Raw genomic sequence first — 16,550 nt, forward strand, 5'->3', positions numbered from 1 at the left:
ATAGTGGCACCTCTTACCTACCGGCTTCCGAACGACACCATTCCCGTCCTGTTATCGGCCGAAACGCGCGAACTACTGCGGGATGAGGCTGTCGCCCTCCTTTCTTATGCCGCAGACCATCCCGAGGTGACACCCGACCGGATCGCCGAAATGCTGTTTCGGACGCGGATCGCGCGCCGGCACCAAGCCCTAGCCATGGTGACCCAGCGCGACGAGTTGATCAGCGCCCTGCACGCGGTTATCGATGAACACGAACATCCTTCGTTGGTGCGCACCAATACACCCGCCAGCACCCGCCGGCTCGCCTATGTTTTTCCCGGGCAGGGAGGCCAACGACCGGGGATGGGGCGGCTCTTTTACGAAGCGATACCGGCATTCCGAATCGAGGCAGATCGCTGTGCCGAGGCATTCCAGACGCAGTTCGGCGAGTCACCGCTGAAATACCTTCTCGACGACAACTTTCCTGCCGAAGACAGTTCGGGCGTCGTCCAGCCCGCGTTGTTCACACAGATGGCCGGCCTGGCCGCGATGTGGCGATCATTCGGCGTTGCGCCCCACGTCACCATCGGGCACAGCCAAGGCGAGATCGCCGCGGCCTACGTATCCGGGATGACCACTTTGGCAGATGCCGCGCTCGTCGTCGGGCTCCGCGCACGTGCCGCCGACGAGTTCGCCTCCGGTGATTACGCCATGGCCGTTGTCGCCACCGACCGTGACACCTGCGAGGACTTACTCGCGCGTTGCTCGGGCTGGGCCCAGCTCTCGGTGGTGAATTCCCCGAGCATGGTGGGCATTTCAGGTGATCAAGAGACGGTGCAGGGCATCGTGGACACGTTGACCGAGCGCGGCACGTTCGCGCGCGTCATTCGCGTGCAGTATCCCGCGCACAGCAGCTTGATCAATGAGCTCGCCGCTTCGGTACGTGCGTCCATGCAGCGCCAACTGCAAAATCCGCAGTTCCTCGACACCGACATCGACTGCCTCGGAGGCACTCTCGGCGGCCCCATCATGCCTGAGCTGCCGGTCGACGAATATTGGTTCTGGAACCTGCGCAACACCGTTCGCTTCGACAAAGCGATTGCGACCGCGGTGCGGCACGGCATCGACACTTTCGTCGAACTGGCCGAACATCCGACGCTGCAGTTGGCGATTCACGAGAATCTCGCTGTCCAGGCGGACGAACGCGAGGCGGTGGTGGTCGGCACGTCGGAACGAACCGCCACCGATTTGGGCGAGTTCACCCGCGGCCTCGCGCAGGTGGCAGTACACGACCTCGACTATTCGTGGGAGTGCCTGCGCACCGAATCTGACGGCCACGTCCGGCTGCCGTTACGCGATTTCCCCAACACCCGGATGAACGAGACCCGGCTGTGGCTGCCCTATAACGAGGTTCTGCCCGTGCGTGCCCGTCAACCATCCGCTGTCACACCCGTTGCCGCAGTGGCCGATTCGGCGCGCGATCGGATCGCCGAAACCACACCCGCGCGCCTCCTCGTCGAGGAATGGGTCCGGCTGTCGCAGCGCTCACTGATGCCGCCGCGCGCCCTCGGACTCGTGGATCACACCGGAGCCTGCGGGGACCTGGCCACCACCTTATGCGTCGTGGCCGAAGAGATCGGCGCCACGGGTCGCATGATCAACACCGAAAACAGCGCCGCCAGTGGCGATCTCAATACGCTCGTCATCCTGGTTCCGCAATCGCCCGAACTGGACGACGCCGCCGCCGCAGCCGAGGTCGCGACATTCTTTGCCGACCGCAGCTGGTGGCCGGGGATACACGACGCGGTCACCGACTGCTGGCTCGTAACAGTCGGCGGTGAGGCGGTTGTTGCAGACGACGCGCCACCGGATCCGGTTCACGCAGCAGCCAGCGCAGGGTTTCGCAGCATAGGCGCCGACTATCCAGGCATCGGATTCCGGCACCTCGATCTGCCGCGCGGACTGACGGCGTCAGACTCAGCACACGCAATCCTCATGGCGCTGCACACGGCTGAAGAATCCGAGGTGGCATTCCGCAACGGCGGCCTCTACGCCAAGCGCATCGCCGAGAGCGACACGTCCGCCGGCGACTGCGACACAGCACCCCCTGAGCATGTGCTCATCATCGGGGGAACAGGAAATCTCGGGCTCGAATTCTGCGAGCACTTCGCGCACTGCGGCGCGCAGCGAATCACGTTGGTAAGCAGATCGGGCGAGACGGCTGCCGTCGCAGACCGACTGCAGCGCATTCGTTCGGCCGCAGCGACGCCGATCCATGTCACTAGGTGCGACGTGGGCGACCAAGCAGCGGTCTCACGACTGGCTGCCGAAAACCAAAGCGTGCCTGCAGATCTGATCATCCACGCCGCCGTAGAGTATTCGGCTGTCGAATTCCAGGACATCACCGCCGAGAAAGTCGACCAGGCGTTACGCGCCAAAGTTGTTGGCATCTGCCGCATATTAGGGACGTTCCCCAGGACGGACAACTGTCGGGTAGTCCTATGCTCCTCGGCCAGGGCGACGATCGGCGGCCGGGGACAGGTCGTCTACGCGGCGGCCAATCGGATGCTCGACGCTACGGCGCACCGACTCCGAGCCGAGGGTTTGGACTGCGTGTCCGTGCAGTGGGGACAGTGGACCGTCCATTTTGATCTCGATGACGCCAGCATGGCGCAGCTGGCTGCCATCGGCGTCGTCCCGATGTCTCCTGCCGGCGCAATCGCTTTGGGAATGCGCCGACTTCCTGGAAATGCCATCGTCGCGGCATTCGATTTCGCTCGCGCACGATCAGTCCTGGAGGTCTACGGCTACGGCCCGCTGTTGTCCCAGCTGACCTCGCCCGCCGCGGCAACTTCTATCGTCGAAGCTCCAGCGCCCGTCGAGGAGACAGGTCTACCCCGACGGTTAGTAAACCTGCTGGCCGAAGCCATCGGTGTCGACCGCGCCGAGACGATTGACACCACCGCCCCCATGGTCGCGATCGGCCTGGATTCCCTGCAGGCACTGGAGTTACGCCGCCGTGTGAAGGCCGAATTCAATCACGATCTAGAGGTCTCGGACCTTCTCGGAGGGGCATCCCTTGCAGACGTTCTGACGCAGTTGGGCGGACCGCGAGCTGCACCCTGACCAGGAACTAAATCCTGTGCGTCGCGTCGCTTCGGCCGCCGGACTGCATGCCGGCCCGATGCGACTCGAGAAATGGGCACTTCGCTTCGCAGTGAGGCCGTCAACCAGCCGTTGTTGGTCCGTGCCATCTTTCGATCGGGGCAATATTTTCGGCGAAATGTGGTTATGCCAAATGAACCTTCGTCCCCGTGAGCTCGGCAGCGCGTTCGTTCGGGGTGTTGACACCTGGACAGATACCCTATGGGGGTATAGTGTGGATTGAAACGCCTGTCGACGTGAAAGGAGCCGACATGAGCACCGTCACAGTCAGGGTTGCGGGAATGACCTGCGCCCATTGCGCATCCTCAGTACACGATGAGGTCGGCAGCATCGCCGGCGTCACCGCAGTCGACGTCGATTTGTCAACTGGCATGGTCACCGTGGAGAGCGACAACCCAGTCGACAACGACGCGCTCAAGGCCGCCGTCGAAGAGGCCGGATACCAGCTCGCCGGCTGAAGCAAACCCTCAACTGTGTGCGACCCCCGTCGAACGGTCCGCCGGCCCGCTAGCAGGCCGGGCCCCTAAAGGAGAGCATCGTGCGTCCCGTCATCGAGACAACACCCAACGGCCACGTCGAGCTGCTGATCGACGGCATGACCTGCGCGTCGTGCGCGGCCCGCATTGAGAAGAAGCTCAACAAGCTTGACGGCGTCACCGCGACGGTCAACTACGCAACGGAAAGGGCCAGCGTGGCCTACGTCGGAGATGTCTCGCCCGATCAGCTGGTGGCCGCGGTCGCGGACGCCGGCTACTCGGCGGCGCTTCCCCAGCCGAAGCCGGCCGATGGTGACCTGAACGGGCAGCCCGACGGCGACCCCACAGCATCGCTACGGCAGCGGCTCCTGGTTTCGCTGGTGCTGACGGTGCCGGTGATCGTGATGGCCATGATCCCGCCGCTCCAGTTCGCCAACTGGCAATGGCTGTCGCTGACGCTTGCCGCTCCGGTGGTGGTGTGGGGGGCGTGGCCGTTCCATCGGGCCGCGTGGGCCAACCTGCGCCACCGCACCGCGACCATGGACACGCTGATCTCGATGGGGACGCTCGCCGCGTTGGGCTGGTCCGTCTATGCGCTGTTCTGGGGCACCGCCGGTATGCCTGGCATGAGGCACGCGTTCGAGTTGACCGTCACGCGTACCGACGGTACCGGGAACATCTATCTCGAGGCCGCCGCCGGTGTCACAACTTTTATCCTGGCAGGCCGGTTCTTCGAGGCCCGAGCCAAGCGGAGGGCCGGCGCCGCGCTACGCGCGCTGCTCGACCTCGGCGCCAAGGATGTCGTGGTGCGCAAAGGCGTTGTGGAGCAACGCATTCCGATCGAACAACTCGCGGTCGGCGACGAGTTTGTGGTGCGGCCAGGGGAGAAAATCGCCACCGACGGCGTCGTCGTCGAGGGCGCTTCGGCGGTGGACGCATCGATGCTGACCGGCGAATCGGTGCCGGTGGAGGTTCGGCCCGACGACCACGTGGTCGGGGCCACCGTCAATGTCGGCGGCCGACTCGTGGTGCGGGCCAACCGGATCGGCTCCGACACCCAGCTAGCGCAGATGGCCAGGCTGGTCGAGGAGGCGCAAACCGGAAAGGCGAACGCGCAGCGGCTCGCCGACAAGATCTCGGCCATCTTCGTGCCGATTGTCATCGTGTTGTCGGTGGCGACGCTGGGATTGTGGATGGTCGTCGGCGGGTCGATCGGCGCGGCGTTCACGGCCGCCGTCGCGGTGTTGATCATCGCCTGCCCTTGCGCACTGGGCCTGGCCACGCCGACCGCTCTGATGGTCGGCACCGGCCGCGGCGCCCAACTCGGCATCCTTATCAAGGGTCCCGAGGTGCTGGAATCGACGCGACGCATCGACACCATCGTCCTCGACAAGACCGGCACGGTAACCGCTGGCGCGATGACCCTGATCGATGTGATCACCGACGACGGCGGACAACCCGATCAGGTGCTCCGGGTGGCCGGCGCGCTGGAAGCTGCCTCCGAGCATCCCATCGCCACCGCGATCGCCAAAGCCGCACGCGAGAAGCTCGGTGACCTTCCGGCCGTCGAAGAATTCACCAACCTCGAGGGGCTCGGTGTCCAAGGTATGGTCGACGGCCACGCGGTGATGGTAGGCCGCGAACGGCTACTGGCGGACTGGTCGCAGCACCTGCCGGAGAAGCTCGCTGAGTCCATGCGGGCGGCCGAGTCGCAAGGTAAAACCGCCGTCGCAGTCGGCTGGGATGGCAGGCCACGCGGCGTGCTCGTGGTCGCCGACGCGGTCAAACCGACGTCGGCCGAGGCCATCAGCCAACTACGCGCGCTTGGATTGACACCGATCATGCTCACCGGCGACAACCAGGCCGCCGCTGACACGGTCGCCCGTCAGGTCGGCCTCGACCACGTGATCGCGGAGGTGCTGCCCCAGGACAAGGTCGATACCATCAAGCGTCTGCAGGCCGACGGCAAGGTGGTGGCCATGGTCGGCGACGGCGTCAACGACGCTGCCGCGCTGGCCCAGGCCGACCTCGGACTGGCGATGGGTACCGGCACCGATGTCGCCATCGAGGCCAGTGACCTGACTCTGGTCCGCGGCGACTTGCGCGCGGTGCCGGATGCGATCCGGCTATCGCGCAAGACGTTGGCCACGATCAAGGGAAACCTGTTCTGGGCCTTCGCCTATAACGTCGCCGCGCTGCCGCTTGCCGCCGCCGGGCTGCTCAATCCGATGCTGGCCGGCGCCGCGATGGCGCTCTCTTCGGGGTTCGTCGTCAGTAATAGCTTGCGGCTTCGCCGGTTTCAGCCGGGCATCCGGTGATCCCGCGGGCGTCTTGACAGTTACAGCGAGGCCAGCAGCTTCTGCATGGTGTCGATCTCCTGCTGCTGGCTGGCGATGATCGAGCGGGCCATCGCCGTCGCCGCAGGATATCCGCCGGAATTGACCTCGTCCTGGGCCATGGCGATCGCGCCCCGATGATGTTGGATCATCTGCGTCAAGAACAGCCTGCTGGCCTCCACGCCCTGGGCGTTCTTTAGCGCGGCCATGTCCTCGTCGGACATCCCGCTCATACCCGGCATCGCGCTCCGCGTGGGCATCATGGTCTGGCTCGGCGTCCCCCACTGACCCAACCAAGTCTGCATTTGTTCAATCTCTGGCCCTTGAGCTGCCTTGATCTGATTCGCTAGATCTACGACACGGGCGTCAATGCCTTGCTTGCCCAACACAATGTCGCTCATCTCAATGGCCTGCTGATGATGCGGAATCATGTGCTGCGCGAACACGACATCAGCCTGCTTATGGCCGTCGGGGGCCGACGCTGAAGTCGGTGCGCCCTTTGTGGCGCCTGCCTGGTCAGTGTGGGAGTTACTACATGCGCCGGCGCCGACCAGCGCAGCCAACGCCGCGACAGCCGCCGTCAGAGTCCTGATTCTCATCACAACAAGCCCTTTCCTCGGTTCGAGGGCCGGTTCCCCTGGCGGCCCTTGGCGGTGCTCTGACTTCTCGACCGCTGCACGACAGCTACAAGTCTGCCCGCAGCCGCTTCGGCTCAACCAGACGCTTCCACGGAATTCGATAGAGACCGTACCCGGTCACGATCCCGACGACGCTCCTGAGGAACGGTCGTATTGCTACATCCCGATGGAACCAGTGGACCGGCATACCGAATCGCGGCGGCGGACGGCATTCTCGTTCAGCGAATGAATCCGGCTGTGCCGCCAATGGCAGTCAGGGGCATCGACAACCCCCAACCCATCATGGCTGTGCGGCGCCTGAAGGCGGCTGGACGTGATTTCTCGGACCAGGCGCCAAACCCTTCGTGAGTCCTTGTGTCATGTGCAAGTAACCTGTAGCGAGAATTTCGTCCTGTTTGTTGAGGTGGGAGCGCTTGCGACGGTGTGAGGCCGATCCCTCAGCAGTCGGGACGGTCTCATTAGGTCGCCTTTCTTCGCGGTACCGGCACTGCCCGAAGGATTGCGATTTGTTTGCTGTTCGGCTGGCTACCCCCATACGACGCGCACCGGAGCCGTCGATGCCCTCGCGGCCATGAGAGCGATCGGAGGAGAACGTGGACTTCGCAGTACTACCGCCGGAGGTTAACTCCGCGCGGATGTACGCCGGTCCGGGGTCGGGACCAATGCTGGCCGCCGCCATGGCCTGGGACGAATTGGCCGCCGCGCTGCAGTCGACGGCGGACTCCTACCAGGCCGAGATCACCGCCCTGACCTCCGGCCCGTGGGTCGGCCCGTCGGCTGCGGCCATGACCGCGGCGATCGCCCCCTATCTGGAGTGGATGCGGACCACCGGCGCCCAGGCCGAAGAAACCGCCACCAAGGCCCGGGCCGCGGCGTTCGCCTACGAGACGGCCTTCGCCCAGACGGTGCCGCCGCCGGTGATCACGGCGAACCGCACCCTGCTGGCGTCCCTCGTCGCGACGAACTTCCTCGGGCAGAACACGCCGGCGATCGCCACCACCGAGACCGAGTATGCGGAGATGTGGGCGCGTGATACCGCGGCGATGTTCGGCTACGCGGGTTCCACGGCGTCGGCGACCACGCTGACACCGTTCGTCCAGCCGGATCAGACCACCAACCCCGGGGCGGACCAATCCGGAGCCGTAGCGCAGGCCACCGGCACCGCCGCCGGGAGCACACGCAACGCGGTTGCCCAGCAACCGTTCTCGGCGGTACCCAACATGTTGACCAGAACCGCAGTGGGGCCAACTGCCGTCGACCCGTCGGTGACGGACGTGCTGGGCGTGGAGAGCGATCTGATCACGGTCTTTCTGAACGGGCCCGCCAGCGTCGCTGGACTCGGCGTGGTAACCCCCTTCGGTGCGACGACTCTTCCCTTCAACATTGCCGGCGCGCTGACCGGTTTCCACACCGATGACATCGTCAGCGGGTGGGCCGGTGTGCAGTCCTGGCCGGGGGCGGGCGCGGTGCCGCCATCGCCATTCCCGGTCATCACGAACCCGGCGGGTGGATTCGGAACTCTGGCGTCAGCGGGGCTCGGTGAGGCCAACACCGTCGGCGGCCTGTCGGTACCGCCCGGGTGGACGGCCGCCGCCCCGGCGATACGGCCGGCCGCTTTGGCGTTGCCGGCGACCAGCGCCGGCGCCGCCGCGGAAGCCGCCGCCGCGGCCGCCCCCAGCGGCACCGGGAGTCTGTTCGGCGAGATGGCGGTGGCGAGCATGGCCGGGCGCGCGATGGCCGGCACGAGCGCGTTGGGTCGGGAGCGAAGCCGGGCCGAGACGGCGAAGGCCCCCCGCGACCCGAACAAGAAGGACAAGACAAACGCCCCAGCAATCGCCCCGCAGGTTTCGCCGGTCGGAGCGATCAACATCGCTGCCGAGCTGCGCGAGCTGGCGTCGCTGCGTGCCGCCGGAATCCTGACGCAGCAAGAATTCGACGAACAGAGAATGCGCCTGCTGCCAAGATGATTTAGGCCCATGCCGTGTGTTCGTTACCCGGCGCTTAATCCCTCGCGAAGGGTGAGCGACGTGTGCTTGCGTCATGCGGTGCGACCGCGCTCGCGGATTGTCGCGGCCCGTTCGCCTCACTGCGTCGTGTGAGCCCCACCGGCAGCGGATGGATGCACGCGTGCAGCGATCAAGAGCGAACAAGTCGTGCGATTGCGGCGGAGGCTTCGGCCAATTTCGCGTGGGCCTGGTCGCCGCCCTCCGCGGCGGCGCGGGTCAGACAGTGGTCAAGGTGCTCGTCGAGCAGATTCAGCGCGACTGACCTCAAGGCGCTGCTGGCGGCGCTGATCTGGGTGAGGACGTCGATGCAATACTTGTCGTCTTCGATCATCTTCGCGATGCCGCGGACTTGGCCCTCGATGCGGCGCAGTCGCTTGGCGTAATTGTCCTTTTGCGCCGAATATCCGAGTGGGGTTGTCATCTATCCTCCCAGCGTCTTGGTCATCGGGGAGACCTGCGCCTACTGCGTAGTGACGAGGGTCAGCCATCGCAATGGCGTCGGTGTCGTGGAAGCGGTGCCAGGATCGCGGAAATGCGAGTGCTAATGGGCCTCATTATGGCACGTACCGTGCCGTATCGCGCCCAACGGGTGATCGCCCGCTAGAGGGCGCACCTGGGCCCGTGCCCGATTCCGGGCTCGCGTAGCCTCGCACGTCAGGGCAACGTGCCGTCACCCGTATGGCTATGACGGCGCAAGGCAGACCCTCTCGACGCCGCGTGTATCGGCACGCGAAGTTGGAGCCGCACTACCCTTTGCGGGTATGGGGTACAGACCGTATCGTCGTTGGTGTGGACTTTCCCCTGCCTTCGTTCGGGCCTTCGGCCGACCCCCACGGGCGGCTGATGGGGTATCGATCACGGACAGGTCTCGGCCGGGCATCGACTCGATTTGGAGCGCGAATGGCCACGACCGGCGGTGCTACGGTCGGGGTGTTATGAGATTGGCCAGCGCTAGCGGAACGCCACGGCTGCGGTACGCGGTGGCGGTTGGGGCTGCGGCGTGGTTGGCGATGTGGGGGGTGCTGATCGGCGCCCACAGCATCCTGGGGCATCCCCAGTCTTCGCTAGGCCATCCAGCCCACGCGTTGGTGGCTTCGCTGGGTGGCGAGTTCACCGTTAACGTCGATCATCCGCATGCGACTAAGGGGTCCTCGGGCGGCCATCATGAGCAGTTCACCACAGCGGTGCTGCCCCGCTCGGGTGCCGCGTTGGCGACGCTGGCGGTGTTGGGTGCGGTGCTGGCCGTGGCCCTGACCGCTGGGCCGGCCCGGTTTGCGGTGCGCGCCGGGCGGGGCCCGCCCCGTACCCCGGCTTTTGCGCTTACCGGTCAAGACGTCTTGACGCGGTTCTGCCTGTCTCGTCGCTGACTGGTCAGCGCCAGGTCGTTTCTGCCCTTTGTGGCGGCGGCCGGCGATCGCTGACCCCCTGTCACCATGTGCCGCGCACCGATATTCGCGGCTCCCGCGTGAAAGCGACGAATCCCATGGCTGAAATTCTTCCTCTCGACAACACATGCGTTCACCCCGTTCCGGCACTGAAGGTCATCAAGCCGCGGGACTGCGCACCACCCGCCCCCGCCACCTCCCGGCGACCCGCCGCCCTGGTGGGCAACACGCCGGTGCTGCGGATCTCGGCCCCGCTGAGCCCACCCGATCGCGGGTTTTGGGCCAAGCTAGAAGGGTTCAACCCCGGCGGCAGCATGAAAGACCGCCCCGCCCTGCACATGGTCGAAGCAGCCCGCGCCCGCGGCGAGCTCGCGCCCGGGGCCCGCATCGTGGATTCCACCAGCGGCAGCCTCGGATTGGGCCTAGCGCTGGCCGGCCAAGCCTACGGGCACCCGGTCACCGTGGTCACCGACACCGGCATGGAACCCATCGTGCGCCACATGCTGGCCGCCTACGGCGCCCAAGTCGACCTGGTCACCGAACCCCACCCGATCGGGGGCTGGCAACAGGCCCGCAAAGACCGCGTCGCCCAAGTCCTGGCCGCCGAGCCGGGAGCCTGGTGCCCCGACCAATACAGCAACCCCGACAACATCACCGGCTACCAATCACTGGGCTTAGAGCTCATGGACCAGCTCGGCAACGTCGACGTCCTGGTCTGCTCGGTAGGCACCGGCGGACACTCCGCCGGCGTGGCCCGGGTGCTGCGCCGATTCAACCCCGACATGAAACTGATCGGGGTCGACACCATCGGCTCGACCATTTTCGGCCAACCGGCCACCACCCGGTTGATGCGCGGGCTGGGCTCCAGCATCCACCCGGCCAACATCGACTACCCCGCCTTCAACGAGGTGCACTGGGTGGCCCCACACGAAGCCGTCTGGGCGGCACGCACCTTGGCGGCCAGCCAGTTCGCCAGCGGCGGCTGGAGCGTCGGCGCCGTCGCGCTGGTCGCCGGCTGGGCCGCACGCACCTACCCCAAAAACACCCGGATCGCCGCCGTCTTCCCCGACGGACCCCAACGCTACTTCGACACCATCTACAACGACGACTACTGCCGCCAACACGAGCTCCTGGGCTGGCAACCCACTCCCCAACCCACCACCCTCATCGACCCCAACCAACACGTCATCACCTCCTGGACACGCACCACCACCATCACCAACCCCACACTGCTGCGCGGGGCGGTACCGATCCGCAAAGCAGCTGCTGGGATTCAGGCGGGGAATGGCTCGGTCGAGGTGAAGATTCCTGCATAGCCCCGCTGCACGAATTGCACGAGCAGGATCCCCATTGGGTCACTGCACTGAATCAAAAACACGAGAGGACGTAATACAGTAATGGTTTCTGCAGCAACAGGCAGCCAACCGGTACAGCAGATTCTGGACCGCGAGGACGTTGCGCTGCGCGTGCTGACACGCAGCGATATCGCCGACATTGCGATCAGTCCCAGTGAGGTAATGGAGCTGGTCAGGGGCGCTTATCTGCGAGTGGCCGATGGTTCATCTCGGGCGCCGGCGAAAATCATGATGCGCTCGCCGTACCGGGATTCGGCTGCCTATGCGATGCCCGGCTATGACGGCGGTTCACAAATCACGGCGTTTAAAGATTATTACATGCAAAACGACGACGGGAAAAAAGAATACATCACCATTACGCTCTACGACGATAAGGCGGGTTTGCCGATAGCGTTTATGGACTGCTTCCGAGTGACCGCGCTACGAACGGCCGCCAACACCGCGCTGATCGCGAGCGCATGCGCAATGCCGGGGGCCCGCACCGCGCTGGTGACCGGTTCGGGCGCTCAAGGCCGATACACCTTTCCGTTCCTGTTGACTGCTCTGCCGGACTTGGATCGGCTGCTGTTGTTCGGCACCCATCCGGATGGCATCGCCGCCGTGCGCGCGTATGTCCGCGAGCAGCACCCCGACCGAGACATCGAAGTCGTCACCGACCCCGAGAAAGCCGCCAACGAAGCCGATGTTCTAGTCGCGACGTCGGCTGGCCCGGCCACCGAGGTCAAGTTCCGCACCAGCTGGCTCAAGCCAGGGGCGCTGTTCGTCTCGGTCAACGGGACCGGCGTGCACTCGTCCTCGCTGCGCGACGCCGACTACGCCGCCGCGACGAGCGCGGGCCAACTGGCGGTGACAGGCACCCGCTTCGCCGACGAGAACGGCTCGTTACGCTTGGACGCCGAGCTTCCCGACATCCTCGCCGGACAAGCACCGGGCAGGCGAGACAAGGATGACCGGGTCTTCGTTTTCAATAGCGGCATGGCCATCACCGACATCCCGGTGGCGCACGAACTGGCCGCCCAAGCGATCGCTCGTGGACGCGGACAGGAAATCAAACTGTGGAGCTAGCACAGACGCCGTTGTCGCTGCCGGCGGTAGAGCCGGAATGGTTCCGGGAAGTCATATCTGATCGTTCGTTAGTAGCCGATATGGCTCATGCGGTCGGAGGCCCGTTTCACGTGCTGTTCGCGCCGCAGTTCGCCCGAAACCTGAAGGCGTTTACCGATGTGCTCGACTCGGCGGGCGTGGAAGGGCAAGTATTCTTCGCCAAGAAAGCCAACAAGGCGGGGTGCTGGTTGCGCGTCTGCGCGCAGCTCGGCGCAGGTGTCGATGCAGCCAGCGCCCCGGAATTGGTTCATGCGCTTAGTTGCGGTGTGCGCGGTTCAGACATCGTGGTCACCGGGCCCGCCAAAAGCGAACATCTGCTCTGGCTAGCCGCCCGCCACGGTTGCTTGATCGCAGTGGACGCCCTCGACGAGCTCGACAGGGTTATCGCGCTGGCCCATCGCGGCGAGAGCGTCCGGATCATGTTGCGGGTGCTTCCAGAAGTGAACCCGCACAGCAGATTTGGTCTGGACCCCACTGAATTGGACGCCGCGCTACAACAATGCGCCCAGCAGCGGTCGCGTGTGTCCATGGAAGGATTCTCGTTTCACCTCAACGGGTACGAGGTCGCGCCACGTGCGCAGCTGGCGGCCCAGCTGGTTGACCGTGTTGTTGAGGCACGAGCGCAGGGCCTGGCGGCAACGTCCATTTCTATCGGCGGCGGATTCGCAGTGAGCTACCTCGACGGCGAGACGTGGGACCGGTTCTTGCGCGACAGCACCGAAAGCGACTTTCACGCCGGCAAGACGTTCACCCACTTCTACCCCTATCATCAGAAGCCGACCGGGGCCGACATGTTGGCCGCAATCCTCTCCAGCGAGGACGCCGGCGGCCAAGGCACCGTCGGCGACCGATTCGCCACGACGGGAACCAAGCTCCTGCTCGAGCCCGGCCGCGCGTTGCTCAACGGGGCAGGGTTCACCGTTTTTCCCGTGCAGGGATTCAAGCGGCGCGGCGACTACGGGATCATCACCGTTCTCGGGCTGAGCATGAGCTTGTCGGAGCAGTGGAAATCCAGCGAGTTCCTCCCGGATCCGACGCTGTGGCCGCAAGAAAGCTCGGACGAGCTGCAGTCGACAGGCCCGGTCCGATGCTGCGTCGGCGGGGCTAGCTGCCTGGACTATGACATGCTGACCTGGCGAAAAGTGGAGCTACCGCGGCAGCCGCGTTATGGTGACCTGCTGATCTACCCCAATACCGCTGGCTACCAGATGGACAAGAACGAATCCGAGTTCCATGGGCTCCCCTTGCCGCCGAAACTCGAGGTGACTTGTGACGACGAGGGCCGGTTTCGCTGGCGCCCCGACCAGAATGGCGATCGCTTGTGAGCCGGGCGCCCGTGGGTGAAAACCGCTGGGTGCGGCTTGCTCCCCTGATGCGCACCGGCCGGCAGCTCACCGCTTTGGCCGCGCCCATCGCGGGTGTGCAATTCGCCCAAGTTGCGTTGACCACCACCGATTTGGCCATGATGGGCCTCATCGGGGTGCAAGCCATCGCCGCTGGTGGGCTTGCCGCGATCCTATACAACCTGATGCGCACCATGTGCGTCGGTGTAGTCACGGCGGTGGGAAACCTGGTCGCCACTGCGGCCGCTCAAGGGGAGGCACGTTCCGGAAGCGACCGCCCAGACACCAAGGCGCACACGGAGATCCGCCAGATCAACCGATCCGCCTTCTTGGTGGCCACCTTGACGGCTGTCCTTCTCGGCGCCGCGCTGATCGCTTTGGGCTATGTATTGCCCGTCTTCGGGGTGGACAAAGACGTGCTGGCCCTCGCGCGACCCATGATGATTGCCTTAGCTCCAGGGCTGGTTCCGATGGTGTGGCTGAATGTGTTGCGGCAGTTCTCCGTTGGTATGCGCCGCCCCGGTCCCCTGTTGGCGGTCAGCATCGCCTCCATCGCACTGAACGCGGCGCTGGATTTGGTGTTCATCTACGGACTGCTGGGCCTCCCCCGGCTGGGCTTGGCGGGCATCGGACTGGCAACGACGCTGGTGCAGGTACTCACTGTTGCGGCGTTCTATTTCATCCTGCGCCGTGACAATCACCTCGCCCCGCTGCTGTCGATCGACGGCTGGAATGCCGACGCTGAAATGGCCCGCCACATCCTGCGGTTGGGAGTCCCTATTTCATTGACGTACGGCTCGGAAGCCGGGATCACCTCGCTGGCCGCCGTGGTGATGGGAACCTTCGGCCCCATCGTGCTGGCCGCGCACAATGTGGTGACTCAGCTGACCCGCATCGCCTTCCAAATCAGCATCGGCTTATCCCACGGATCATCCATCCTCATCAGCCGTGCGACCGGCAAAGGTGATAAAGGGCAGGCCGAGCAGATAGCGGTCGTCGCGCTTCTCCTAGGGGTAATCAGCACGGTGACACTCGGACTGCTCTACGTGGTAGCCCCCTACTGGGTTTTACGGCCATTTTTAGACCCCGCCGATTCGGCCACTATTGTGATCGCCAAATTCTTCCTCTTCTTCGCGATAATTCAGCAAATCGTGGACTTCACCCAAAACATCGCCGTGGGACTGCTGCGGGGCATCGGCAACACCAAAGCCGGCTTGCGAGCAACCACGATCGGGTATTGGTTGGTTGGCCTGCCCGCCATGTTGCTCCTAGCGTTCCCGGCGCAATTGCATGGGGCCGGAGTGTGGACCGGGCTCAGCACCGGCTTCGCCGCGACGGCGGCGCTGCTGCTGCGACGGTTCCGCAAGGATCTGCCTCAAGCAGTCTGACCGGCGCCTGCGTTTTGATAGCGGGAATTGACGTATAGGGTGCGGTCAGTGGGTTTTGTGGCGCGGTTTCGCGGGTTCGACACGCCCAGCCGGATTCTGCTGATCAATCAGTTCGGCATCAACGTCGGTTTCTACATGCTGATGCCCTATCTGGCCGGCTACCTGGCCGGCCCGCTCGCGCTGGCGGCGTGGGCTGTCGGGCTGGTCCTGGGTACCAGGGATTTCTCTGAGCTGGGCATGTTCATCGTGGGGGGCACGTTGGCCGATCGGCTGGGCTACAAGTGGCTGATCGTGGCCGGATGTCTACTGCGCATCGGTGGGTTCGCGTTACTGGTGGCGGGCCAGTCCTTGCCCGCCGTGTTGATCGCCGCCGCGGCTACCGGTTTCGCCGGTGCATTGTTCAACCCAGCGATTCGCGCGTATCTGGCCGCCGACGTCGGCGTCCGCCGTGTCGAGGCGTTCGCGATGTTCAATATTTTCAATCACGCCGGCATCTTGCTTGGCCCAATTGTTGGACTTGTCCTGATGGCCATAAACTTTCGGGTCGCCGCGGCCGGCGCGGCGGTCGTCTTCGCCGTGCTCACAGTCGTGCAACTACTGGCGTTGCCTCGCCGCCGCGCCGACCCAGCGCCGGAGAAGACCTCGATATTGCAAGATTGGCGGGTCGTCGTCGCTAACCGCTCTTTCCTGTTGTTCGCCGCGGCGATGATCGGTTCCTATGTGCTCTCGTTTCAGATCAATCTCGCACTGCCGTTGCAGGCGTCGGTGCTGGCGCCAGGATCTCATTCATTACTAGTCGCGGCGCTTTTCGCCGTTTCAGGGCTCACCGCGGTTGGTGGACAATTGCGCATCACCCGTTGGTTCGCCGAGAGGTGGGGAACCAGACGCAGTTTGGCCGTGGGCCTGACCATAATGGCAGCGTCGTTCCTGCCGTTGATCGTCGTCCCAGACCGCGAACGCTTCGGCGCTCTGCCGGCGATCGCGGCGCTTCTGATGTCTGCGGGCCTGCTGGCCATCGGCTCGGCCGCAGTCTTCCCATTCGAGATGGACATTGTGGTCTCGCTGGGCGGCCGACTGGTCGCCACCCATTACGGCTTGTACAACACCATCATCGGGGCCGGAATCCTCGTCGGTAATTTGGCCACGGGCGCGGTTATGGGCGCCGCACGACAAATGGGCCTGGGCGAACTGGCATGGGCAGGACTGGTTCTCGTCGGAATCGTCGCCGCTGTGGCCTTACACCGCCTAGACCGGACCCACCGCCTGCAGCCCGCCCACTCTGACATTTTGCCCACCTGAGCGGCCGGCTGTTGGTGGGCCGCAGCACGGTTCGGCGCCTACATACAGTCAGGGCGATGCGTAAGCGATCAAATCC

The 16,550-nt window shown here is 64.8% G+C and carries 12 protein-coding genes; 10 read left to right on the forward strand and 2 right to left on the reverse strand.

The features are described from left to right. Nucleotides 1–3 precede the first annotated feature (3 nt). The 3 genes from nbtC (at nt 4) to P6281_RS14470 (ending at nt 5,938) form a co-directional block, all read left to right on the forward strand. Entirely contained in the window at nt 4–3,105 is a 3,102-nt protein-coding gene (gene nbtC / locus P6281_RS14460; protein ID WP_014942255.1) for a nocobactin polyketide synthase NbtC, read from the forward strand. A gap of 290 nt (nt 3,106–3,395) precedes the next feature. Further along, nucleotides 3,396–3,602, forward strand: coding sequence for a heavy-metal-associated domain-containing protein (locus P6281_RS14465; RefSeq protein WP_033717539.1), 207 nt, complete (start codon nt 3,396–3,398; stop codon nt 3,600–3,602). Between the two features lie 137 nt (nt 3,603–3,739). Then, entirely contained in the window at nt 3,740–5,938 is a 2,199-nt protein-coding gene (locus tag P6281_RS14470; protein ID WP_263644939.1) for a heavy metal translocating P-type ATPase, read from the forward strand. Between the two features lie 20 nt (nt 5,939–5,958). Here the strand turns inward: P6281_RS14470 and P6281_RS14475 are convergent, their stop codons facing one another. Next, on the reverse strand, nt 5,959–6,555 hold the full coding sequence (locus P6281_RS14475) for a DUF305 domain-containing protein (RefSeq protein ID WP_033717556.1): 597 nt from the start codon (nt 6,553–6,555) through the stop codon (nt 5,959–5,961). 632 nt (nt 6,556–7,187) lie between these two features. Here P6281_RS14475 and P6281_RS14480 point away from each other — a divergent pair. Continuing rightward, nucleotides 7,188–8,561 carry a PPE family protein, SVP subgroup gene (locus tag P6281_RS14480; protein WP_033717542.1) on the forward strand — a complete coding sequence of 458 codons (1,374 nt, stop codon included), beginning with the start codon at nt 7,188–7,190 and terminating at the stop codon, nt 8,559–8,561. A 169-nt stretch (nt 8,562–8,730) separates the two neighbouring features. Here P6281_RS14480 and P6281_RS14485 read toward each other — a convergent pair whose 3' ends face one another. After that, entirely contained in the window at nt 8,731–9,021 is a 291-nt protein-coding gene (locus tag P6281_RS14485; RefSeq protein WP_008257501.1) for a metal-sensitive transcriptional regulator, read from the reverse strand. A gap of 514 nt (nt 9,022–9,535) precedes the next feature. On the opposite strand from P6281_RS14485, the gene P6281_RS14490 reads away from it, so the two are divergent. The 6 genes from P6281_RS14490 (at nt 9,536) to P6281_RS14515 (ending at nt 16,474) form a co-directional block, all read left to right on the forward strand. Continuing rightward, nucleotides 9,536–9,967: a hypothetical protein gene (locus tag P6281_RS14490; RefSeq protein ID WP_225325412.1), complete on the forward strand. Its 432-nt coding sequence runs from the start codon at nt 9,536–9,538 to the stop codon at nt 9,965–9,967. A 236-nt stretch (nt 9,968–10,203) separates the two neighbouring features. Next, nucleotides 10,204–11,301, forward strand: coding sequence for a PLP-dependent cysteine synthase family protein (locus tag P6281_RS14495; protein WP_008257503.1), 1,098 nt, complete (start codon nt 10,204–10,206; stop codon nt 11,299–11,301). 81 nt (nt 11,302–11,382) lie between these two features. Then, nucleotides 11,383–12,405, forward strand: a complete 1,023-nt coding sequence (locus P6281_RS14500; protein WP_014942259.1) for an ornithine cyclodeaminase — start codon at nt 11,383–11,385, stop codon at nt 12,403–12,405. A gap of 80 nt (nt 12,406–12,485) precedes the next feature. Next, a complete protein-coding gene (locus tag P6281_RS14505) occupies nt 12,486–13,769 on the forward strand; it encodes an alanine racemase (RefSeq protein ID WP_008257505.1) in 1,284 nt (427 codons plus the stop codon). 11 nt (nt 13,770–13,780) lie between these two features. Continuing rightward, a complete protein-coding gene (locus P6281_RS14510) occupies nt 13,781–15,175 on the forward strand; it encodes an MATE family efflux transporter (protein ID WP_014942261.1) in 1,395 nt (464 codons plus the stop codon). A gap of 48 nt (nt 15,176–15,223) precedes the next feature. Further along, the gene (locus tag P6281_RS14515; protein WP_008257507.1) at nt 15,224–16,474 is read left to right on the forward strand and encodes an MFS transporter; all 1,251 of its coding nucleotides are present in this window, start codon (nt 15,224–15,226) and stop codon (nt 16,472–16,474) included. The last annotated feature ends 76 nt before the right edge of the window (nt 16,475–16,550 follow it).

The sequence above is a fragment of the Mycobacterium sp. 5-140-3-2 genome (assembly GCF_035666375.1).
Taxonomy (GTDB): Bacteria; Actinomycetota; Actinomycetes; order Mycobacteriales; family Mycobacteriaceae; genus Mycobacterium; species Mycobacterium intracellulare.

Bases quoted from the DNA above. Each gene is read 5' to 3' on its own strand.
- P6281_RS14490 (WP_225325412.1), top strand. From the start codon at position 9,536: ATGAGATTGGCCAGCGCTAGCGGAACGCCACGGCTGCGGTACGCGGTG.
- P6281_RS14485 (WP_008257501.1), bottom strand. From the start codon at position 9,021: ATGACAACCCCACTCGGATATTCGGCGCAAAAGGACAATTACGCCAAG.
- P6281_RS14500 (WP_014942259.1), top strand. From the start codon at position 11,383: ATGGTTTCTGCAGCAACAGGCAGCCAACCGGTACAGCAGATTCTGGAC.
- P6281_RS14475 (WP_033717556.1), bottom strand. From the start codon at position 6,555: ATGAGAATCAGGACTCTGACGGCGGCTGTCGCGGCGTTGGCTGCGCTG.
- P6281_RS14470 (WP_263644939.1), top strand. From the start codon at position 3,740: ATGACCTGCGCGTCGTGCGCGGCCCGCATTGAGAAGAAGCTCAACAAG.
- P6281_RS14505 (WP_008257505.1), top strand. From the start codon at position 12,486: ATGGCTCATGCGGTCGGAGGCCCGTTTCACGTGCTGTTCGCGCCGCAG.
- P6281_RS14465 (WP_033717539.1), top strand. From the start codon at position 3,396: ATGAGCACCGTCACAGTCAGGGTTGCGGGAATGACCTGCGCCCATTGC.